This is a genomic window from Nonlabens sp. (assembly GCF_965660805.1).
Lineage (GTDB): Bacteria > Bacteroidota > Bacteroidia > Flavobacteriales > Flavobacteriaceae > Nonlabens.
Genome location: NZ_CBFIBE010000014.1, coordinates 31,957 through 53,442 on the forward strand (window position 1 = coordinate 31,957; position 21,486 = coordinate 53,442).

Below are 21,486 nucleotides of genomic sequence, written 5' to 3' on the forward strand. Positions count from 1 at the left end.
ATCGTAAGTATAGTTGTCATTTTAATATCCTTTATCGTTAATTCATTTTTCTCTTCTTTCTTATATAAAATCTATCATTTCCCTAATTTTATCATATCAATTCTATTAATCATAAACACGATAATTTACTTTAGAACTTTGCTGTTAAGGAATGAAGTGTTGACTTATTATAAAGAACCTGCATTCTGGATTTCATTAGGTATTTTAGTGTATCAATTAATACTGGCATCAATTTTCTTTTTACTCTCCAAAAAGCTAATAGCAGCAAATATCAATATGTACGTTTCAGTTCTTGGGGTTATTAGCTTCATTTTATATTCAAGTTTTACTTACGGCATTAGCCTTAATAAAAAATGATGAGTGATCTTACCACTTTATATATCACATTCTTTATCTCAGTATTTGCTGTAGTGGTAGGTATGGCAATAATATTTGCAACCTTCAACAACCGTAAAAACCAACTATTACAGCAGCAACTAGAAGATCAACTGGCAGCGCAAAAAAGACAACACGCTACTGAACTTAATGCGCTGCGCAGTCAGTTGAATCCACATTTTGTTCATAATAGTTTGAATGCTATTCAGTATTACATCCAGCGTAATGAAGTAGAAATAAGTGAAGATTACCTCACTAAATTTTCAAAATTGATGCGTTTGTTCTTTGACTATTCACGTACTAAAACCATTACACTAGAGGAAGAAATAAGCTTCATTAATAAATATCTAGAAATAGAAAAACTACGATTTGAAGATAAATTATCGTACGAAATAACGATCGATAAATCACTAGATATTAATCAGCATAGTATACCTACCATGCTATTGCAACCTATGCTAGAAAATGCTGTGAATCATGGAATATTTCACAAAACTAGTGCTGGAATTATTGAGATAGAACTGTCAAGAACAATGATTGAAAATCAATATATAGTGCAAATAAAAGATGATGGAATAGGTATTAATAGAACTAAAACAATTCATAAAAAAAGCACAGGAATCGCAAGTGCACATTCTAGTCATGTGATAGAAGAGCGTTTTGAAATTTTAAACGATAGTGGCGATTGGGAAATTGACTATAAGATTACAGACCGTTCAGATTTGAACGATGGTACAGGCACGATGGTAGAACTAACCATACTAAATTTACAAGATTCATGAGCATAAAAACCGTCCTTATAGATGACGAGCCTAAGGCTATCGCTATACTTAAAAATAAGATTGAGCGTTTCTGTCCAGACCTAGAAATAGTCGCAACTATAGAAAAACCTTCTATGGCATTTGATATTATAAATGAATTGCAGCCGCAACTTGTGTTTATAGACATAGCCATGCCTGGAATGAGCGGTTTTGACGTCCTAGAGCAATTTAAAAATCCACAGTTTGAGATCATATTTGCCACCGCTTTTGATCAGTATGCACTTGATGCTATTAAACAATGCGCCATAGGATACCTAGTAAAACCCGTCGATAATGAAGACCTTGTAGAAGCAGTCATAAACGCAACTACTAACATAGAAAAGAAAAACGCTTTCTTAAAAAACAAGCAATTACTAGAAAACATAAGTCAAGAAAACTTCCAGAAAAAGAAAATCGTTATTCCTTCTACAGACGGGCTCGAGTTTGTAGAAGTAAAAACCATTACTCATTGTGAAGGCGTGGATGGATACACAAAAATCCATTTTTTAGATCAAAAGCCTATATTAAGTTCTCACAGTATAGGGCATTTTAAAAAGCTACTCACTCATCCAGATTTTTGTCACATTCATAAATCTTATGTGATAAACACTATGCATATTACTAAATATTTAAATGATGGATATGTCGTGCTAGAAGGAAATATTGCTGTACCAGTAGCTAGAGCAAAACGAGCAGAATTCTTAGCTCGATTTCGTAGTTAGCGACAAGAGTTTTAGTAGTTACGCTTTCGCGAAAGCGTAATTAACCACATCAAATTTCTATGATGGAAATGTACGTTTTAACCAAAACAATCGTTTTTAAAAATGTGAAAAGCTTTACTTACATCATCTTATTGATTTCCATCAGCATTGCTGCTCAAACAACGACTAAGAAAACAAGCGTCTATTTTGAGACAGATCAATTCATTTTATCGCTAGAATCAAAAGCTAGTATTGATCAAGCCCTAGCCCTAGATTCGGTAACATCGATCACTAATATTTTTCTAACAGGTTACTGTGATGATCGTGGATCTATTTCATACAATAAAACACTAGCATCCAGACGCATCTGGTCCATTATTGATTACTTAAAACCTCAATACAATTACAGTACATTTAGTGAGGTCGCGATAGGTGAAGTCCCATTAGTAAACTTAAAAAACATCAATCAACAACGTAAAAACAACAGACGTGTAGATCTAGAAATCACCTATGAGAGAAAGCTACCTATCCCTGAAATTTCAGCGGTTTCAACAGACACTTTAACTGGTGCCGCCAGCTATGATATTTTTAAGGATTCACTGAAAATAGGTGATAAACTCGTGTTCAACAATGTTATTTTCTATCCAGGTAGACACAAGTTAAGACCATCTTCCTTTCCCGTAATGGATTCCATTATAAATTCCTTATTACTGCACAAAAAATATGAAATTGAAATTCAAGGGCACATTTGCTGCTTAGCACCTGGCATTTATGGTAGAGATATGGACACAGGTCTATGGAATTTATCTCAAGCCAGAGCAGATCAAGTCAAGCAACTTATGGTTAAATATGGCGTCGCTGCTGACCGATTAACCACGGTAGGCAAGCAATCTAATTTTAAAACAGGAAAAGGAGATTATTATGACCGTAGAGTTGAGATTCATATTACTGGAATTAGAGAAGAAGTGGTTGAAAAGAAAAAACAAAATTGACTGCATATTCCAAAATGAACATCACATAAAAAACTTCTCACTTTGAAAATGACTGAGTACTTCATCGCTATTGCTTTTAGTAATGACCCATAATAATTGATTCCTCAGACCTAAAAAACAAACTATCTTTGCCGTATAATTCATACTATGTCTTTTGAATCCTTAGGATTATCTAATCAATTATTATTTGCACTACGAGAACATCATTTCTCTCATCCTACTCCTATTCAAAAACTAGCCATGCCCCATGTTTTGGCTGGAAAAGATCTCCTAGGAATCGCAAAAACAGGTTCAGGAAAAACCATGGCCTATGCCCTACCGCTGTTGCAACGACTGGAAGGAACTGAATCAAAAAACAGACATATTACAGCACTAGTACTCGTTCCCACACGTGAACTTGCTGCACAGGTAAGTGATGTATTTATTCCGTTTTCTAAAACACTAGCACAGCCATTAATTACCATGGCCGTTTATGGAGGAACCTCCATTAATCCGCAAATGAGGAAGATGAATAATGTGGATATTCTCATCGCAACTCCAGGAAGATTACTAGAACTCATAGAGTCAAACGCAGTTCATTTAAATCAAGTAAAAGCTCTTGTGCTGGATGAAGCTGATAAAATGCTTACTAAAGGTTTTAAAAAAGAACTGGAGCAAATTCTAAAACTATTACCCAGTAAAAGACAGAACTTATTATTCTCTGCCACGTTAAGTGATGATATTAATGAATTACAAGGAGTATTGCTCCATAATCCAGTAACAGCATCAGTTGAAGAAAAGGAAGAAGATATTTCTTTAATCAAACAACTAGGTTATCGCGTCAACGAAAATAAAAAAGGAGCCTTGTTAAGACATCTCATGAAAGAAAAAGAGATGACTCAAGTCTTGATTTTCTGTTCCTCCACCTATCAAGTGGACCATGTGAATGATAAACTCAAGAAAAACGGTATCGCCTCTAAAGCGATTCATAGTAAAAAAAGTCAAGGCGCGAGGAACTCAGCTTTAACAGAATTCAAAACAGGAGAATTAACAGCACTTGTTTCTACCGACTTGCTCGCTCGAGGTATAGACATCGAGTTCTTACCTTTTGTGGTAAACTATGAATTACCACGATCTCCTAAAGATTTTGTACACCGTATAGGAAGAACTGGTCGTGCAGAGAATAAAGGAGAAGCCATTACCTTCATAAGTCCAGAAGAAGCACACCACTGGCGCGTCATTCAAAAGAAAATGAAAATAAAAGTCTGGACTGAGGATTTACCTGAGTGGAATTCTAAGTAGCAGGCTGTCTTTTTTAAGTTTTCAATCGCAGTTGCAGTTTTAAGTTTAAGTTTAAGTTTAAGTTTAAGTTTTAAATATTAAAAGGCATAAAACTTGATGACTTGTTAGTATGAAAAAACTATTGCTACTTTCTCTTTTCCTTCCTGTTTTTATTTCATGTAAAGACTCTATTGAAACTAATCTTCCAGAAGAAGTAACCTTTGATTATAAAGCTTATTTATTGAAGAATAATGAAGGTGTAATTAGTATTCGACTAGAAGATTTTGACTATGAAAAAACACCAGCAAAAATCAGTCAGGCTTTCGCAATTTTCGATTTACCCATCTATGATTTTAACGCTGAGATCTATGGATACGTAATTGGTTCAGAGTTGTGGGATTTCAAACATGATAAAATTCCAATTGGACAATTTAATTCTACAGAATTAATAGTTAATTTTAGAAATGAAATATTGTATAACTCATCCCTTTATTCCATAGAAGAAATGGATGAAGTTTTTTATTTAAATTTTAGTTCAAATAGGGATAATAATCATTTAATTTCCATTATTCATCACTCAAAAACAAATAATGAAATCGTTAGAACAATTTTTAATAAAATGATTAACGCTTATTTAAAGTGCATGGAAGAATTAAGCATTGCTAAATATAAAAAGCCGTTAAGAGAGTTGCATAGAGATCAGTTGCAAAAACTTAAAAATGAGAAGCAAATCACTTTATTCTTTCCAGCATATGAGTAAAAACAGTTTTTACATTTTAATTTGTTTAGTGCTATGTTTCTATTCTTGTAAAAAAGAAAACGGTCCAATCGTTCAAGCCAATACTCCATTTGATCATAAAAGTTACCTGTTGAGTCATCCCAATAGTGTCCCAACTTTAGAAATAAAATTTGATCAACCTGATTCCTTGTTTTTTGACGAATTAAACCGAAAAATACTTCCTAACGGTTGTGAAACATTCAAAGATTTTAATATTAAGATTGATAGTTTAACTATCGCAGCAAGATTACAACAACCTTGTGAGAATTCTATATACTGTGGGGTAAAGAATGTTGTTCAAATTCTGATTAACAGCAATCATAAAATCTTATTAGAAGAAGAAATAGTAACTGATTCTTTAGAACTATTAAGCATAACAGACCAAATAATTTCAGACAAGAAAGAGATTTATTCTTATAAAAAAAGAACCGAATTAAGCTTTGATAGAGATAAAAAAGCCCATGAAGAAATCAGTAAAACGGTACTGAATACATTTATTCAATCTTATATCAAATATATGGATAGCCTTTCTGTTCTTAACTTCAATAAAAATCTTGGAAGATTAAGTCTACAAGAACTTGATCATATCAGAAAAGAAAGAATTTTAGTTTTAAAATATTGGAATTATCCTGAAACTAAAATTCCTCAAAGACAAAGACTAGTAAAGCTAGTTTCTGATCTCGAAATAGAAAATTAAGAACCTTTCTTAAACTCTATACTCACACTATTCACACAGTGTCTTATTCCAGTCGCTGTAGGACCATCGTTAAAGACATGACCTAAGTGACTGCCACAGTTAGCGCACATAATTTCGCTACGGATCATGCCATGAGTGGTGTCTCGTTTTCTCATAATGGCTCCTTCTATTTCATCATCAAAAGATGGCCATCCACAACCGCTATCAAATTTTGTGGCAGACTTGTACAACTCATTTCCACAAGCAGCACAGCTATATGTTCCGTCTTCATAGTGCGTGTTGTATTCGCCAGAAAATGGTCGCTCGGTTCCTTTTTCTCTTAAAATTCTATATTGCTCTGGAGTGAGTTCTTTTTTCCACTCGGCTTCTGTTTTTTCTATCATGAAATGTTGTTTTAAATACGCTTTCGCGAAAGCTAAAAAACTATTTATTTAAAGCAGGAAGTTCCTGACCTGCTGGAATAAAATCAAGGGCAACTCCATTAATACAATGGCGTTTTCCTGTGGTATGGCGTGGTCCATCATTAAATTCATGTCCTAAGTGACCACCGCAAGTATTACATTTTAACTCAGTACGAGCATATCCTATGTTATAATCTACATCACGCTCCACTTGACCTTCTATCTCACGGTCATAACTAGGCCAGCCCGTTCCTGAATCAAATTTATTTGCGTTATCATATAAAGGCGCGTTACAACCTGCACAAATTAATGTCCCAGCATCATAGTTTTTATCTAGTGGACTCGTGTGTGGTCGCTCTGTTCCCGATCTGCGCAAGACATTATACTCTGCTGCAGTTAGTTCCTGTCTCCACTGTGCATCACTCTTAGTGACTTGATATACTTTTTCTTGAATATCATTTTGAGCATACTCGGTAGTTGCGTTTTTACAACTTATAAGAGTTATTAAGGCTATACTACTTATTAGGTATTTCATAAATTTCTTTTAGGTAAAGTTACAGCGTTTTATTGCTGTACATTATTAAAATTTGTTAAGTATTAGGTCGTTAAAACTAGAGAATCATTGCAATATTGTGAACAAATAAGAATGTAAAAAACAGATTTTTAAACCTCGATTACGCTCAAAATATTTACTTTTAAGCCATGAATAAAAAGGTAGCAATTATAATGGGTTCTACAAGCGACTTGCCCGTAATGCAAGACGCCATAGATATCCTTAAGGAATTAAATATAATAACTGAAGTAGATGTGGTGAGTGCTCACCGCACACCTGAAAAGATGTTTGAATTTGGTAAAAACGCTCATAAAAAAGGGATCGCAGTCATCATCGCTGGTGCTGGTGGAGCGGCACATTTACCTGGAATGGTTGCGAGTTTATCGCCTTTACCAGTGATAGGAGTTCCTGTAAAATCTAGCAACTCTATAGATGGATGGGACAGTGTTTTATCTATTTTACAAATGCCTGGTGGTGTTCCTGTAGCAACTGTTGCGCTTAATGGTGCAAAAAACGCTGGAATTCTTGCTGCACAAATCATAGGCGCAACACAAGAAGAGGTACGCGAGCGCATTATTTCTTATAAAGACAGTCTCCGGGAAAAAGTGACTCAAGCAGCTCTAGAGATGCGTCATAATGAGTAAGCCGTTTCAAATCTTCTCTATTGCTATAATTCTTATAACTGTCCTTTGGCTCATTACTTTAGGAATTGATAAATACACGCCACAATGGCAATTCCTTACCGCTGGTGGTATTCATTTTTTAATGTCCATCATCATTAATAGGCAGTTTGTAACATCTCGTTACAATTATCTAGGACTTATACACAGTATTCTTATGGTTGCCTTAGGCGGCTATGGTTACTTTTTTGTTTAGCTTTTTAATTAAAAAGTTTAACAATATAATTAGAACTAATTACCTTTTCAAGATTAATTTTACCTGGCATGAAAACGACAAATAATCCTTTATTAAAGAATTTCAACACTTTTCAAGACACAGCTCCTTTTTCAAAAATTAAAGAGTCTCATTTTGAAGAAGCTATACTCAGTGCTATAGAAATAGCTCGTGGAGAAATAGACGCGATTATAAAAAATAGCGCAGCACCTACTTTTGAAAACACCATTGAAGCGCTGGATACTGCTGGAGACACATTAAGCAGAATCACCAGTATTTTCTTTAATCTTAATAGTGCCGAAACTAATGACGAAATCCAGCGCATAGCTCGTGAAGTAAGTCCTAAGTTATCACAATTCGGTAATGATATTACACTTAATGAAGATTTGTTCAAACGTGTAAAAGCGGTGTATGACACAAAAGAAAGTCTGGAGTTAAATCCAGAACAAGCAACCTTACTCGATAAAAGGTATAAGAGTTTTTCTCGTAATGGTGCTAACTTAAGTGAAGATAAAAAATCCCGCTTGCGCATAATCGATAGTGAACTATCAGAGTTGACCTTAAAATTTGGTGAGAATGTACTCGCTGCCACAAATGCTTTTGAACTACACTTAGAAGATGATTCTAGACTTGCTGGTTTACCAGAAAGTGCCAAAGAAGCAGCAGCAGAACTTGCCAAATCTAAAAATAAGGATGGTTACCTGTTCACGCTAGATTACCCGAGTTATATTCCTGTTATGACTTATGTGGATGATCGTGAGTTGAGAAAAGAACTCTCTTTAGCGATGGGCGCCAAAGCTTTTAACGATGCGCACGATAATCAAGAAAACGTGCTCCAAATTGCAAAGCTACGCTATGAGAGAGCACAGCTTTTAGGATATGAAACGCACGCTCATTTTGTACTGGAAGAACGCATGGCCATGACACCAGAGAAAGTCATGGAATTCTCAAATGACATTCTAGAAAAGGCTAAACCAGCAGCTCAAAGAGATTTTGAAGAATTACAAAACTTTGCTATCGCAACCACTTCTGGACTTGAAACAAAGGAGCAGTTGAGCAAATTAGAGAAATGGGATGCCGCTTATTATGCAGAGAAATTAAAAAAGCAACGTTTTGAACTTGATGATGAGTTATTAAAACCTTATTTCAAATTAGAAAATGTAATAGAAGGTGCGTTTGAAGTGGCGAGTCGTTTGTTTGGTTTGAGCTTTGAAAAGACTGATAAAGTGGATCGATATCATGAAGATGTCATGACCTATGAAGTAAAGAATGAAGACGGTAGCCTCAACTCTATTTTCTATGCAGATTTCTTTCCACGTAAAGGAAAACGTAATGGTGCATGGATGACTTCTTTTAAAAGTCAGTATGTAGAAAATGGTATCAATCACAGACCACATATTTCAAATGTGTGCAATTTCACTAAGCCTACTAAAACTAAACCATCACTTCTTACCTTTAATGAAGTAACTACGTTGTTTCATGAATTCGGTCATGCTTTACATGGCATGCTGGCAAATACAAATTACCGTAGCCTCTCAGGGACATCTGTGTACTGGGATTTTGTAGAATTACCGAGTCAGATTTTAGAAAACTGGTGCTATGAAAAAGAAGCGTTAGAAATTTTTGCCAGACATTATGAGACTAATGAAGTAATCCCGCTGGAATATATTGAAAAGATTAAAAAGGCGGCAAATTTCCAAGAAGGATTACAAACCTTGAGGCAATTGTCTTTCGGTATGTTAGATATGCACTGGCACGGCATTAACCCTAATAATGTAAAAGACGTAAAAGCACACGAGCGTGAAATTTTTGAAAAAACAGATCTATATCCAGACGTGCCTACTAGCTGTATGAGTACGGCCTTTGGACATATTTTTCAAGGTGGCTACAGCGCAGGATATTACAGCTATAAATGGGCCGAAGTTCTCGATGCCGATGCCTTTGAAGTTTTTAAAGAAAAAGGAATATTTGATAGAACTACAGCAACTAGTTTTAAAGATCATATTCTCTCTAAAGGAGGAACAGAAAACCCGATGGTGTTATATAAACGCTTCCGCGGAAGCGAACCCAAAATAGACGCACTGCTCAAAAGAGCTGGATTAGTAGCTTAGGAGTAATGAGTTTATAAAAATGTGGAATTCATTCCACATTAACAAACAAAAACGCCGCAAGGCGACCAAAAATTCAATGGGGCAGAATTTATTCTGCCCGAAATGATAAAACAGAATAACGCATAACGAATTTTAAAAAATAATATTAGCTCGAGCGCCCTTGAGAACAGTTTAAAACAAAAAATGCCAGAAATAAAACTCATACCAGAAAAATGGGTAGATCGCTATTCAGACTATCTCTTTAATTTCACCATATCGCGTGTTAATGACCCGATTATGGCTCAAGATTTAGTTTCTGAAACTTTTCTGGCAGGTTTAAAAAGCGCTCATCGTTTTAAAGGGCAATCTACAGAGCGCACCTGGCTCATTTCCATACTCAAACGCAAGATTATAGACCATTACAGAAAGTCTAACTCTAAAAAAGGAAAAGCCGAAGTACGCATGAGTTACCTAGAGAATAGCGACCAAAATGGTGACTGGATGGAGGAGCAAGTAAGAGATTTGCGCAATCCTAATGTGGAAGATGAAATAGAGCAAAAAGAACTGGGAGAAGCATTAAATAAATGTATCGCTGCCTTACCTGAACGATATGCTACTATATTTGTACAAAAAACCATTGATAAACTGGACACTGAAACGATCTGTAAGGAACATGATATTACGGCGTCCAATTTATGGGTAATCATTCATCGCGCAAGAGTACAATTGATGGATTGCTTAAATACTAAATGGTACAAGAAGGATTAATAGAATGAGTAAATTTTTTATCTCCTGTGATGAGGCTAGCATATTAAGCACTAGAGATCAGTATAACGATCTTTCACCTAAAGAAAAGTTTAGACACAAACTGCACAACGGCCACTGTATAGGTTGTAGAAGTTTTAATAAAAAGTCGCGTCTATTTTCTAGAACTCTTAACGGCTTGGGTTGGGTAAAACTTTCCAATCCTCAGAAAAATTCAATTAAAGAAAAGCTTAAAGCTGCTATGAAAAAGTAGATGTCATTGCACAGCCTTCAAGAATTATAGAGCCACTTGGCTCTTTTTTTTATGTGTGTTTTGAATTGAATATCTTTTAAAATTGAAATGTGCTTATATTATCAAATACAATCCCAACCACAACACAGGAATCGCCTCTACAAAGAAACTAGCATAGTAATCTGATTTGAATTTATCTGAGAACCAGATGGATGTTGCTACTAAGAATAAAATAAAGTAGTTAATTAGAAATTCATGATCGATTAAAAACCCAAACTGTAGGTACTCAATAACGACGTAAATAACGCATATAGAAATTCCCAGAATTTTAGTATTCAAAACGCCTATGAGCTGAGGCAGCGTTTTCAACGACACAGAATCATACTTTAAATCCCTGATTTCAAAAGGAACACACAAAGCAATTATCAGGAGAAATAATTGAAATAGATCTAATATATAAAGAATTGAACCTGAACTCACCACCGGAGCAACATCACAGGAGTAAGCATAAGCAAATTCTACATAATTAGATTTAAGCGGTAAAAGACCTATTAATATAACCCATGAAATAGCTACCGTTAATAATTTTATAATAGGTATCTGCCTCCAGTTGCGATACTTGAATAATGGAAAAGCATATAGCAAAGAACAAGACGAAGCCATTAAAGCCATTAAAGCAGTCCACCAATTATCATGAGCCAGTAAATAAATTGCTATTAACAAGGCCAAAGACATGAGAATTAAAATATATTTTTTAAATCTAAAGCCTTCTTTTTGAAGCACTAACATAGCGTACTTAATAATATTATACCCAATAAACACTCCACAAAACACCAAGCCAAGTAAAGAAAGATCAATACTCTTAAAGTTCCAAAACTGAAAAACTATAAACAACGCCACAAAACAAACCGCCACATGCAAACTACTGCGTATATAAAAGTCTAAAATGCTTTTTAAAAACCTCATCATTCAAATTTACGCCGCATAGTTAATAACTCACTCAAAAAGGTTGAAAAATAGATAGATTTCTTAACGAACGTCTGTTAGTTTACATACCTTAAACGACTACTTTTGCAATGAATTCAATAAGAGTTCAATATCTTTAAAATAGACCATATAAGTACTATGAATACAGATCGTTTTGCCCTTAGACACATAGGACCACGCAAGGCAGACCTTGCCGTTATGCTAGAAACCATAGGAGTTTCTTCCATTGATGAACTCGTTTATGAAACCGTTCCAGATAACATCCGTTTAAAACAAGATTTAAACTTGGATCCAGCGATGAGTGAATATGAGTTCTTGAGCCACATCAATAAGTTAGGTGATAAGAACAAGCAATTCAGATCTTTTATAGGTCTTGGGTATAATGCACCTATTACTCCAGCAGTAATTCAGAGAAACATTCTAGAAAATCCAGGATGGTACACCGCTTACACGCCTTATCAGGCAGAGATTGCACAAGGTCGTCTTGAAGCGCTGTTGAACTACCAGACCATGGTAACCGATTTAACCGGAATGGAGCTTTCAAACGCGTCTTTACTTGATGAATCTACCGCTGCTGCAGAGGCGATGACCTTGCTTTTCTCCGTAAGGGAACGTGCTCAGAAAAAAGAAAACGTCGTTAAGTTTTTTGTAGATCAAGATACCTTACCACAGACTAAAGAATTACTGAAAACTCGTGCGATTCCGCTTGGGATTGAGCTAGTAGAAGGAAATCCTAAAGAAATGGATATGAACGCTGGATACTACGGTATTCTGTTACAATATCCTGGTGCGAGTGGAAATGTGGTAGATTATACCGCTTTTGCAAAAACGTGCAAAGAACAAAACATCCGTATAGCCGTAGCTGCCGATATTTTATCACTGGTATTGCTAGAAGCTCCTGGACATTGGGGCGCCGATGTAGTCGTGGGAACCACACAGCGATTTGGAATACCACTAGGATATGGTGGACCTCACGCAGCCTATTTTGCAACACGTGAAGAATTTAAAAGACAAATCCCAGGACGTATCATAGGTGTTACTAAAGATACTGATGGAAAACGTGCCCTGCGCATGGCGTTACAAACGCGCGAGCAGCACATAAAAAGAGATAAAGCCACTTCAAATATTTGTACTGCACAAGTATTACTTGCTGTTATGGCTGGTATGTATGGCGTCTATCACGGACCTCGTGGTTTAAAATTTATAGCCAGTAAATTACATGCTCAGACGGCAACGCTGGCAGATGCTGTGGAGAAACTAGGCATTTACCAAACTAATGAGAACTTCTTTGACACGCTAAGTTTCAAAGTTGATGCAGAGGCTGTAAAGAAAGAAGCATTAGCACTAGAAATGAACTTCTACTATCCAGATGCAAATACGGTTCAGGTTTCTTTAAATGAAACAACTTCTCTAGCAGACTTGAATGATATTGTTTCTGCTTTCGCGAAAGCGGTAAACAAAGAATTCACTCCTATCACAGAATTATTAGAATCAACACACTTAGGAGAAGGACGCCAAACGGAATTCATGACCTATGACGTGTTCAATTCCTACCATTCTGAGACCGAATTAATGCGTTATATCAAGAAATTAGAGCGCAAAGATCTTGCCTTAAATCACTCGATGATCGCCCTAGGATCTTGTACGATGAAATTGAATGCCGCGGCAGAAATGCTGCCACTTTCTAATCCGCAATGGGGAAATATTCACCCATTTGTACCGCTAGATCAAGCACAAGGATACCAAGAAATGTTGAAGAAATTAGAACTTCAACTCAATGAATGTACTGGTTTTGCTGGCACATCGTTACAACCTAACTCTGGTGCGCAAGGAGAATTTGCAGGATTAATGGCTATACGTGCCTATCACCACAGTCGTGGAGATCATCACAGAAACATTTGTTTAATTCCGTCTAGTGCTCATGGAACTAATCCAGCGAGCGCAGTAATGGCAGGAATGAAAGTCGTGGTTACTAAAGCCTTAGAAAACGGTAACATCGATGTAGATGATCTACGTGAAAAGGCAGAAAAATATAAAGACAACTTAAGTGCGTTAATGGTAACTTATCCATCGACTCATGGTGTTTATGAAAGTGCGATTAAAGAAATTACAGGTTTGATCCATGAAAATGGTGGTCAAGTCTATATGGATGGAGCAAACATGAATGCTCAAGTAGGATTAACTAATCCTGGAAACATAGGTGCTGATGTGTGTCACTTGAATTTACACAAGACATTTGCCATTCCTCATGGTGGTGGTGGACCTGGTGTAGGACCTATATGTGTGGCGCCACAACTGGTTCCATTCTTACCTACTAATCCTATCGTGCCTACTGGCGGTGAGCAAGCAATTACGCCTATTAGTGCAGCACCTTTCGGTAGTGCTCTCGCTTGTTTGATTTCTTACGGATACATTTGCATGCTAGGCGCTGACGGACTAAAACGCTCTACAGAATATGCGATTATTAATGCAAACTATATCAAAGAACGTTTAAAAGGTTCTTATGAATGTCTGTACACCGGTGAAAAAGGTCGTGCTGCTCATGAAATGATCATAGACTGTCGTCCATTTAAAGAACATGGGATTGAGGTAGTTGATATCGCTAAAAGATTGATGGATTATGGATTCCACGCTCCTACCGTATCATTCCCGGTAAATGGAACGATGATGATTGAGCCTACTGAGTCTGAATCTAAAGAAGAAATGGATCGTTTTTGTGATGCGATGATCTCTATAAGAAAAGAAATTGCTTCGTGCAGTGCAGATCAGCCTAACAATTTATTAAAGAACAGTCCGCACACGTTGCAAATGATCACCACAGACGACTGGAACTTACCATACACCAGACAACAAGCTGCATATCCACTGGATTACGTAGCCGATAATAAATTCTGGCCATCAGTACGCCGTGCTGATGATGCTTTTGGTGACCGTAATTTAATGTGTACTTGTGCTCCTATGGAGGAGTATATGTAGAACTTGAAATTGAACTCGAACTCGAAATTGACAAAAGACGTTTTGAAGATCGAATATCGATTATCGATTATGCAATATCGAGCGGAAGTCGAGATATGGTGATAAAAAACTCATCCTTTAGTTTCAGCTAAAGCTTGGTTTGAAATTGAACTTGAACTTGAAATTGAAAAAAGACTTTTTGAAGATCGAATAATCAATATCGATTATGCAATATCGAGCGGAAGTCGAGATATGGTTTAAAAAATATATACCTTGTGCTTCTTTAAAGCTACAGTTAAAGACATGAGAGTTTACACTATAATCGTTTTTTTACTTTTAAGCATCTTAAAAGGCTTTTCACAAAACACAAATCTGTCTAACGGAACCGTTTTTGACGGTGAGCCTTATGTAGCGATCAACCCTAATAATGCTAGTAACATAGTTGTCGCATGGATGGGATGGGTAAATGCCGCTAACCGGTTTCAAATAAAAATCAAGGCTAGTTTTGATGCAGGAAACAGCTGGAGTAATACTGCTCTTATTCCGCATGTAGTTAGTACATATTCTAGTGCAGATCCTGCGATCGCTTTTAATAACGCTGGCGAGGTTTTTATCTCCTACGTAGATTTTACAGGAACTACTCCACCTGTAACAGGTGGCGTTTACATCACTAAATCCATAGATGGCGGACTCTCTTGGGGAAATCCAGTGAATGTGATAGACACCACCTATGATGGAAATAAATGGCCTATCGACCGACCATGGATTGCTATAGATCGCTCTACAACAAGTACACAAGGTACTATTTATGTCACCAGCATGAATTTAAACCGTACTAATGCGCCTTTTAATCCCTATGTTTCTATCTCCACAGATAATGGCGCTACTTTTTCCACGACATATTTAGACGCACCTAACTGGCTCGCTGGAAGTACTAATAATCTACCCATGCCATCGCCAGTGGTAAGCAGTACTGGTATTTTTTATGCGAGCTATCCTTCCTATGTCATTGCTCAAAGTCCATTTGCTCGGTTACTTCTAGCCAGTTCTAATGATGCTGGTGCCACTTTATCACATCAGCCCGTAGGTAATATTATTAATCCAGTTCCATTAACTAACTTCCCTGATGCTAAAAAAGCTGGACTTCTCCTCTCTAATCCTGCCGATGCCAACCACCTAGCCGTCATAGGACTTAGAACTACAAATGGTGATCTGGATGTGTTTCTTACAGAATCTTTTAATGCTGGTACCACCTGGAGTACTCCTACTCGTGTAAATGATGACCCTATTTCAAATAATAGAATGCAAGATCTGATTTGGGGTGATTTTGATAACGACGGCGACTTAATCATTACCTGGAGAGATAGAAGAAATGGTAGCGATGGCACTTATGCCACAGATTCAGAAATATATGCCGCTTACAGACCATTTAATGCGACTCAATTTCAACCTAACTTTAGACTTTCCAGTTTATTGATTCCTTATGACCCTATTCTAGCCAGCTCTGGAAACGATTTTATGTCAGTTCAAATAGAAAACGATGTGGTTTACTCTGTATGGGGCGATCCTCGCAACGGCGATTTGAATATTTGGTTTCAAAAAACAGATCCTCAAGGAAATATATTATCCCTACAGGAAATATCCTCTCAACAGCTCGCTGACATAATTGTTTATCCTAATCCCGCAGGAGACATGCTTACTGTAAAAAGTACTGATATTAGAGAGGTAACACTTTACGATATGCTCGGTCGCTCCGTTTATAGCGTTACTAGTGATCTTTATTCTAACCAGATCAGCATCAACACGATTGGGTTTAACAATGGGAACTACATGCTCCGTGTTACCACTGCGTCTTCACAGCGCTATGAAAAGGTAATTATAAAACATTAATCACTGAGAGATCCAGTTACGATTATCTAAATGTTGATATATACGCTTTCGCGAAAGCGTGTTCCTTAAAAACAACTCTCTTATAAAATTTCTCATTCTTATAAAGAAAGTAGATGCTCTGGAATCATTTCAAAGACAATACGAAAAATGGGAAGTATCATAAAATCTATAACTTACAACCATTTACTATGCAGTGCATTATATTATTCGTAACGAAAACGATGTAATGATGAAAGATTCTTAAGTTTTGAAAAACTTATATATATTAAGCTGGCGATAATTAGGAAAACATAGCATTTATCGCTTTTTTTGTTGGTATAATAAGAAGTAAATGAGAGCAAAAATTACTGGAGTAGGTAGTCATATACCTGATGTCGTGCGTAAAAACGAAGAATTCATGAATCATGAGTTCTTGAATAATGATGGTAGTTCCTTTGGCAGTGATAATGCTACTATTATAGAAAAATTTGTAGCTATTACAGGAATTGAGGAACGCCGCTACATGAGTGATGACTTGCAAACTAGCGATATTGCCACCTTTGCTGCTCAAAAAGCCATAACCGATGCGCAATGTGATCCCGAAACCATAGATTTTATTATTGTAGCGCATAACTACGGTGATGTAAAACCTGATGGTGGTTCTAGCGATATGGTACCTAGTCTGGCGAGTCGTGTGAAGAACAAACTGGGAATTAAAAATCCAGCTTGTGTGGCTTATGACGTACTTTTTGGCTGTCCAGGATGGGTACTGGGATTAACTCAAGCCGACTCTTTTATAAAATCTGGTCTTGCTCAAAAGGTCTTAGTTATAGGTGCTGAGGCACTTTCTCGTGTGGTAGACCCACATGACAGGGATTCTATGATCTATTCTGATGGTGCTGGTGCTGCCGTAGTAGAACCTAGCACAGATGATCACGGTATTCTAGGTCAGGCTACAGCTACTTACACCGAAGAAGAGGCGTTCTTTATTTTTAATGAAACCTCATATAACAAAGATTTACAAGACAAGACGAAGTATATAAAAATGTATGGTCGTCGCATCTACAACTTTGCGCTTTCTAAAGTTCCCGAAGGGATGAAAACCGCTATGGATCAAGCTGGTGTAGATATTAAAGATTTAAAAAAGATTTTTATACATCAGGCCAATGAGAAAATGGATGAGGCGATCGTAGAACGTTTTTATAAACTCTATGATATGGAAGTTCCTAAGGACATCATGCCTATGATCATTCACAAACTAGGAAACAGCTCTGTGGCTACCGTTCCTACCGTGATGGATCTAGTGGTGCGAGGTAAAATGGAAAATCATAAAGTAGAAAAAGGCGATGTAGTCATGTTTGCCAGTGTAGGTGCTGGAATGAATATTAATGCTATAGTTTATAGGTATTAATGAGTCGGTGAGGCTTGAGCTGTTGGCTGTTGGCTGTTGGCTGTTGGCTGTTGGCTGTTGGCTGTTGGCTGTTGGCTGTTGGCTGTTGGCTGTTGGCTAATTTAAAATTTTTAGAACGAAAATTAAAAAAAGACCTGAGGATTCAGGTCTTTTTTTGTTTTGTGATTGCAAAATCATGCGTGCTGCAACCTTTCCGAACAAAGTGCGCTTTCGCGTACTTTGCCCACCTTTCCTTGCAAAGGAAAGGAGCTTTTTTATAATTACAGCTTAAAGGCTCCTCGCCTTAGAAAGGCGAGGACAGATTCAGCTTCGCTTGACGAAGTAGAATCAGGAGTGGTTGGATTACGAATGAATTTAAAGTCCTGAATATTATTTCAATCTCTACTTCCAAAACAATAATTCTCAATTCCCTTTAATACATGCTCAAGTTCCTCAAACACATATCTGTTTTCATATCTTAAAACATAAATATCTTTATCCTTTAAAAATAGATCTCTTACACCATCTAATTCCTTTTGTTTTGGGTTATCATGATAATCACCATCTAATTCAATCGCAAGATTATACTGTGAACAATAAAAATCTAAAATATAATTCCCTACGGAATGCTGTCTCCTGAATTTTAAGCCTTTAAACTTCCTTGACTTCAGCTGGTTCCATAGATATGCCTCTGCAGGAGTTAAATTCTTCCTCAAAGTTTTTCTATACTTTTTTAAATACTTAAGGTTATGAATGGAAGGTTTTTGTTTCATTTCAACTTGCTTTTGTGGTTACAATATCATGCGTGTCACAACCTTTCCGACCAAAATTGAGCAACGCTCCATTTTGCCCACCTTTCCCTTCCCAGAAATTTGTGGGAACAAATTATCAGGGATCTGGAAAGGAGCTTTTTTATAATTACAGCTTAAAGGCTTCTCGCCTTAGAAAGGCGAGGAGCCTTTTTATGGTTAGGCTTTATTTCCCATTAACAGCAACTCGCTACAAACGATTTCTGTGACGTATCTTTTGATGCCATCTTTATCATCATAAGATCTTGAAGTGAGTTTTCCTTCTATACCTACTTGGTTTCCTTTTTGAACATATTGCTCAACGATGTCTGCGGTTTTTCCCCAGGCGATGATGTTGTGCCATTGTGTATCGCTCACTTGCTCTCCTTGCTTGTTTTTATAACGCTCTGTGGTAGCGAGTGAGAATTTGGCCAGTTTGTTCCCAGAGTCTAAAACTTTGATTTCTGGGTTTGCTCCTAGGTGACCGATTAACTGTACTTTGTTTCTTAACGTGCTCATAATAATTGATTTTACGTGGTTAATATTAGCTTGTATTACGTGTCATCATGTTTTGTTTGTTGATGGCGGTGCAAATATGTGACAGAGTTAAAACTGTAACAGTATTTTAAACGTTTGCTTACGTTTATTTGTGTTTACACGCACTTATAAACGCTTAAAAAAGCATTAATAATTTCCCATTGATACAGATTTCAAGATGATGGCTATTCTAAAAACATACCTTTATCGAACCTTTAGCTCACTTGATCGACAGCAGGCGTTGCATTACAAATACTTCTTGCTAAAATAGATTTACGAGTATCGTTGGTTAAATTTGGTTGTAGACTAGTTGCCCGTAATTATGAAAACCATCTATGAGTAAAATTTACAGACTATCATTTTTAGGAATTTCTTTCATAATCTTAATATTTTTAGGATATGCATTAACTGATAGTTTTGATTTTCTTCTAAATCATTTTTGGTTTACCTCTGGATTATTACTCTTAATTTTACTCTCTCTAATAGACCAACCACATTTTTCGAAAGACTCGAATATTTTTATTAATTCGATAACAGCTGGAATTTCACTACTTATAGTGGATGAAAGTAATCGAGATTTTATTTTTTGGGTTTTCATTTCAATAATTATTTATCTAACTACGAGTAGTTATGTTCTGCTTTGGTTAAGGCAAAAAAGTCTTGGACTTGAAAATAAAATTGTGCGATTAATATCAAGGATAAATAGGGAAATTGGAAAGCCAGAAACACTTTTTTCAAGTTTTTTCATTTGGGGAGTTTACAAACAATTTGGAACTGGGAACAACCAATTCAATGGTTTACTTTTATTTTGGGCAATTTTCATAATCTTAAACATTCCTTCTTTAGCTAAATCCATAGAAGATTTATTCTCAATTGGAAAAGATAAAAGTAACATATTAGCATTAGGACAGATATTTGGAGTTCAATCAAAAAACACTTTTTTGGTGCGATTATATGATTCTTCAGAAAGAATAGTTAATACAAGAATTTTTGACTTTGTAGAATTCAAGTACTCTACGGATAAAAAGATTAGAAAAGGTTTGCTATTAGATACATATCTGTTAAACCAACAACAATGGGTAAAAGTCTTATCAAATAATGAAATCGAAAAGATTTTTGACAAGAACATTTTTGAAAATCACAAATCCGATGTAGTTTATCGATTAGACAACATTCCCGAAAATGACTATTTAAAAAGGTTCGTTGGAATTGTGACAGAAAACAGTACAATTTTCAAAATCCGCTTTATTTATAATTCAAAAATAAAAATTAGTGAAGGACAGCTTTTAGAAGTTTCAATTCAAGGACAAAAAGTTCTTTACCAAATAGTAGAAGGAATAACAAAGATTGAGCAACTCGAAAATAAAAATCAAACTGGTTTGATATTAGGCGAAGCCTTACAACTTGGCACTTGGAATGGAGAAAAATTTCAATTTGAACAATTTGGTTGGGTGCCTGAAATTAATACACCTATATATGTTGCTTCACCTATTGCGGAACCAGCAATTGAAGAAAATGAATATAAAATCGGACAAATACCAAATACAAATTACCCAGTGGTATTAAATAAAGATACAGCTATATCTCATCATATGGCAGTCGTTGGTGTTACAGGTACAGGAAAATCAGTTTTCTCAAGAAATCTAATTAGACAATATCTACAGGACGAAAACACCAAAGTTATTTGTATTGATTTTACAGGAGAATATATTGGAAAGTTTGCCGATTTAAATCCAATTAAAACTATTGACGAAGAAGTTAGCGAACAGTTATTTAAAGACATAGATTATATAGAAAGAGAGATTTCGAGCAATTACAATAAAGACAATGATAATTCCAGAAAAAGAAAAAAAGAAGTATCTGAAAAAATTCACGGACAAGTAGAGACATTTCTTAAAGGAGATGATAGTCTTTCTATTTTCGAACTACCACACGTAGAAAACACATCTGGTGTTTTAACTTACACAAAAACATTTTTTAGGCTTTTATTCCACATTGCAAAAACTCAAAATAACTTTGGAAAACGAATTTGTATAGTTTTAGAAGAAGCTCATACAGTAATTCCAGAATGGAATTTTTCGGGTGTTTCAGATAAAGTTTCTCAACCATTGCTTAATAGTATTGCACAAATTGCACTTCAAGGAAGAAAATATAATATTGGATTATTGGTAATTGCGCAAAGAACTGCAAATGTTTCTAAAACAATTCTAACCCAATGTAATACTATAATCTCGTTTCAAGAATTTGATAAAACAAGTAGTGAATTTTTATCTAACTATTTTGGACAAGAAATTACCAAATCATTACCAAAACTTAAATTTAGACAAGCAATAGTGGCGGGAAAAGGATTGAAATCTAATGTGCCGATGATATTCGAAGTACCGAACATTCCGGAAGAACAACTACGGACAACAAAGAACTG

General features: G+C 36.0%; 20 protein-coding genes. 15 read left to right on the top strand and 5 right to left on the bottom strand.

The annotated features are described in order from the left end of the window. Positions 1-353: 353 nt before the first annotated feature. The 6 genes from ACTF48_RS05395 (at position 354) to ACTF48_RS05420 (ending at position 5,603) form a co-directional block, all read left to right on the top strand. Positions 354-1,157, top strand: a complete 804-nt coding sequence (locus ACTF48_RS05395) for a sensor histidine kinase (RefSeq protein WP_438962121.1) — start codon at positions 354-356, stop codon at positions 1,155-1,157. Beyond that, a complete protein-coding gene (locus tag ACTF48_RS05400; protein WP_438962122.1) occupies positions 1,154-1,897 on the top strand; it encodes a LytR/AlgR family response regulator transcription factor in 744 nt (247 codons plus the stop codon). Before ACTF48_RS05395 ends, ACTF48_RS05400 begins: the two co-directional genes overlap by 4 nt. A gap of 131 nt (positions 1,898-2,028) precedes the next feature. Beyond that, entirely contained in the window at positions 2,029-2,868 is an 840-nt protein-coding gene (locus ACTF48_RS05405) for an OmpA family protein (RefSeq protein WP_438962123.1), read from the top strand. Positions 2,869-3,015: 147 nt separating this feature from the next. Then, positions 3,016-4,149, top strand: coding sequence for a DEAD/DEAH box helicase (locus ACTF48_RS05410; protein ID WP_438962124.1), 1,134 nt, complete (start codon positions 3,016-3,018; stop codon positions 4,147-4,149). Positions 4,150-4,258: 109 nt separating this feature from the next. After that, positions 4,259-4,888 carry a hypothetical protein gene (locus ACTF48_RS05415; RefSeq protein ID WP_438962125.1) on the top strand — a complete coding sequence of 210 codons (630 nt, stop codon included), beginning with the start codon at positions 4,259-4,261 and terminating at the stop codon, positions 4,886-4,888. Then, positions 4,848-5,603, top strand: a complete 756-nt coding sequence (locus ACTF48_RS05420) for a hypothetical protein (protein WP_438962126.1) — start codon at positions 4,848-4,850, stop codon at positions 5,601-5,603. The genes ACTF48_RS05415 and ACTF48_RS05420 overlap by 41 nt, the downstream gene beginning before the upstream one ends. On the opposite strand, the gene msrB (ACTF48_RS05425) is transcribed toward ACTF48_RS05420, so the two are convergent. Together msrB (ACTF48_RS05425) and msrB (ACTF48_RS05430) are read right to left on the bottom strand one after the other, a co-directional pair. Then, the gene (gene msrB, locus ACTF48_RS05425; protein ID WP_438962127.1) at positions 5,600-5,986 is read right to left on the bottom strand and encodes a peptide-methionine (R)-S-oxide reductase MsrB; all 387 of its coding nucleotides are present in this window, start codon (positions 5,984-5,986) and stop codon (positions 5,600-5,602) included. The genes ACTF48_RS05420 and msrB (ACTF48_RS05425) overlap by 4 nt on opposite strands. 40 nt (positions 5,987-6,026) lie before the next feature. Continuing rightward, entirely contained in the window at positions 6,027-6,539 is a 513-nt protein-coding gene (gene msrB / locus ACTF48_RS05430) for a peptide-methionine (R)-S-oxide reductase MsrB (RefSeq protein ID WP_438962128.1), read from the bottom strand. Positions 6,540-6,706: 167 nt separating this feature from the next. Between msrB (ACTF48_RS05430) and purE the strand changes: the two genes are divergently transcribed. The 5 genes from purE (at position 6,707) to ACTF48_RS05455 (ending at position 10,559) form a co-directional block, all read left to right on the top strand. Further along, positions 6,707-7,201, top strand: coding sequence for a 5-(carboxyamino)imidazole ribonucleotide mutase (gene purE, locus ACTF48_RS05435; protein ID WP_438962129.1), 495 nt, complete (start codon positions 6,707-6,709; stop codon positions 7,199-7,201). Beyond that, positions 7,194-7,433, top strand: a complete 240-nt coding sequence (locus tag ACTF48_RS05440; RefSeq protein WP_438962130.1) for a hypothetical protein — start codon at positions 7,194-7,196, stop codon at positions 7,431-7,433. Before purE ends, ACTF48_RS05440 begins: the two co-directional genes overlap by 8 nt. A 68-nt stretch (positions 7,434-7,501) precedes the next feature. After that, positions 7,502-9,562 carry a M3 family metallopeptidase gene (locus tag ACTF48_RS05445; protein WP_438962131.1) on the top strand — a complete coding sequence of 687 codons (2,061 nt, stop codon included), beginning with the start codon at positions 7,502-7,504 and terminating at the stop codon, positions 9,560-9,562. Between the two features lie 183 nt (positions 9,563-9,745). Next, positions 9,746-10,309 carry a sigma-70 family RNA polymerase sigma factor gene (locus ACTF48_RS05450; RefSeq protein WP_438962132.1) on the top strand — a complete coding sequence of 188 codons (564 nt, stop codon included), beginning with the start codon at positions 9,746-9,748 and terminating at the stop codon, positions 10,307-10,309. Between the two features lie 4 nt (positions 10,310-10,313). Next, on the top strand, positions 10,314-10,559 hold the full coding sequence (locus tag ACTF48_RS05455; RefSeq protein WP_438962133.1) for a hypothetical protein: 246 nt from the start codon (positions 10,314-10,316) through the stop codon (positions 10,557-10,559). A 93-nt stretch (positions 10,560-10,652) separates the two neighbouring features. On the opposite strand, the gene ACTF48_RS05460 is transcribed toward ACTF48_RS05455, so the two are convergent. After that, positions 10,653-11,273 carry a hypothetical protein gene (locus ACTF48_RS05460; RefSeq protein WP_438962134.1) on the bottom strand — a complete coding sequence of 207 codons (621 nt, stop codon included), beginning with the start codon at positions 11,271-11,273 and terminating at the stop codon, positions 10,653-10,655. 390 nt (positions 11,274-11,663) lie between these two features. On the opposite strand from ACTF48_RS05460, the gene gcvP reads away from it, so the two are divergent. The 3 genes from gcvP to ACTF48_RS05475 all read left to right on the top strand — a co-directional run bounded on the left by gcvP (position 11,664) and on the right by ACTF48_RS05475 (position 17,760). Further along, a complete protein-coding gene (gene gcvP, locus ACTF48_RS05465) occupies positions 11,664-14,501 on the top strand; it encodes an aminomethyl-transferring glycine dehydrogenase (protein WP_438962135.1) in 2,838 nt (945 codons plus the stop codon). Between the two features lie 282 nt (positions 14,502-14,783). Further along, positions 14,784-16,370 (top strand): T9SS type A sorting domain-containing protein, encoded by a 1,587-nt coding sequence (locus ACTF48_RS05470; protein WP_438962136.1) that lies wholly within the window; start codon positions 14,784-14,786, stop codon positions 16,368-16,370. 331 nt (positions 16,371-16,701) lie between these two features. Further along, on the top strand, positions 16,702-17,760 hold the full coding sequence (locus tag ACTF48_RS05475; RefSeq protein WP_438962137.1) for a 3-oxoacyl-ACP synthase III family protein: 1,059 nt from the start codon (positions 16,702-16,704) through the stop codon (positions 17,758-17,760). Between the two features lie 374 nt (positions 17,761-18,134). On the opposite strand, the gene ACTF48_RS05480 is transcribed toward ACTF48_RS05475, so the two are convergent. Further along, positions 18,135-18,512 (bottom strand): endonuclease domain-containing protein, encoded by a 378-nt coding sequence (locus ACTF48_RS05480; RefSeq protein WP_438962138.1) that lies wholly within the window; start codon positions 18,510-18,512, stop codon positions 18,135-18,137. Between the two features lie 195 nt (positions 18,513-18,707). After that, a complete protein-coding gene (locus tag ACTF48_RS05485) occupies positions 18,708-19,046 on the bottom strand; it encodes a single-stranded DNA-binding protein (protein WP_438962139.1) in 339 nt (112 codons plus the stop codon). A 353-nt stretch (positions 19,047-19,399) separates the two neighbouring features. Between ACTF48_RS05485 and ACTF48_RS05490 the strand changes: the two genes are divergently transcribed. Next, positions 19,400-21,486, top strand: a 2,087-nt coding sequence (locus ACTF48_RS05490) for an ATP-binding protein (RefSeq protein ID WP_438962140.1), incomplete at its 3' end; no start/stop codon positions are given.

Bases quoted from the DNA above. Each gene is read 5' to 3' on its own strand.
- ACTF48_RS05395 (WP_438962121.1), top strand. From the start codon at position 354: ATGATGAGTGATCTTACCACTTTATATATCACATTCTTTATCTCAGTA.
- ACTF48_RS05400 (WP_438962122.1), top strand. From the start codon at position 1,154: ATGAGCATAAAAACCGTCCTTATAGATGACGAGCCTAAGGCTATCGCT.
- ACTF48_RS05410 (WP_438962124.1), top strand. From the start codon at position 3,016: ATGTCTTTTGAATCCTTAGGATTATCTAATCAATTATTATTTGCACTA.
- ACTF48_RS05415 (WP_438962125.1), top strand. From the start codon at position 4,259: ATGAAAAAACTATTGCTACTTTCTCTTTTCCTTCCTGTTTTTATTTCA.
- ACTF48_RS05420 (WP_438962126.1), top strand. From the start codon at position 4,848: ATGAGAAGCAAATCACTTTATTCTTTCCAGCATATGAGTAAAAACAGT.
- msrB (WP_438962127.1), bottom strand. From the start codon at position 5,986: ATGATAGAAAAAACAGAAGCCGAGTGGAAAAAAGAACTCACTCCAGAG.
- msrB (WP_438962128.1), bottom strand. From the start codon at position 6,539: ATGAAATACCTAATAAGTAGTATAGCCTTAATAACTCTTATAAGTTGT.
- purE (WP_438962129.1), top strand. From the start codon at position 6,707: ATGAATAAAAAGGTAGCAATTATAATGGGTTCTACAAGCGACTTGCCC.
- ACTF48_RS05440 (WP_438962130.1), top strand. From the start codon at position 7,194: ATGAGTAAGCCGTTTCAAATCTTCTCTATTGCTATAATTCTTATAACT.
- ACTF48_RS05445 (WP_438962131.1), top strand. From the start codon at position 7,502: ATGAAAACGACAAATAATCCTTTATTAAAGAATTTCAACACTTTTCAA.
- ACTF48_RS05450 (WP_438962132.1), top strand. From the start codon at position 9,746: ATGCCAGAAATAAAACTCATACCAGAAAAATGGGTAGATCGCTATTCA.
- ACTF48_RS05455 (WP_438962133.1), top strand. From the start codon at position 10,314: ATGAGTAAATTTTTTATCTCCTGTGATGAGGCTAGCATATTAAGCACT.
- ACTF48_RS05460 (WP_438962134.1), bottom strand. From the start codon at position 11,273: ATGTCTTTGGCCTTGTTAATAGCAATTTATTTACTGGCTCATGATAAT.
- gcvP (WP_438962135.1), top strand. From the start codon at position 11,664: ATGAATACAGATCGTTTTGCCCTTAGACACATAGGACCACGCAAGGCA.
- ACTF48_RS05470 (WP_438962136.1), top strand. From the start codon at position 14,784: ATGAGAGTTTACACTATAATCGTTTTTTTACTTTTAAGCATCTTAAAA.
- ACTF48_RS05475 (WP_438962137.1), top strand. From the start codon at position 16,702: ATGAGAGCAAAAATTACTGGAGTAGGTAGTCATATACCTGATGTCGTG.
- ACTF48_RS05480 (WP_438962138.1), bottom strand. From the start codon at position 18,512: ATGAAACAAAAACCTTCCATTCATAACCTTAAGTATTTAAAAAAGTAT.
- ACTF48_RS05485 (WP_438962139.1), bottom strand. From the start codon at position 19,046: ATGAGCACGTTAAGAAACAAAGTACAGTTAATCGGTCACCTAGGAGCA.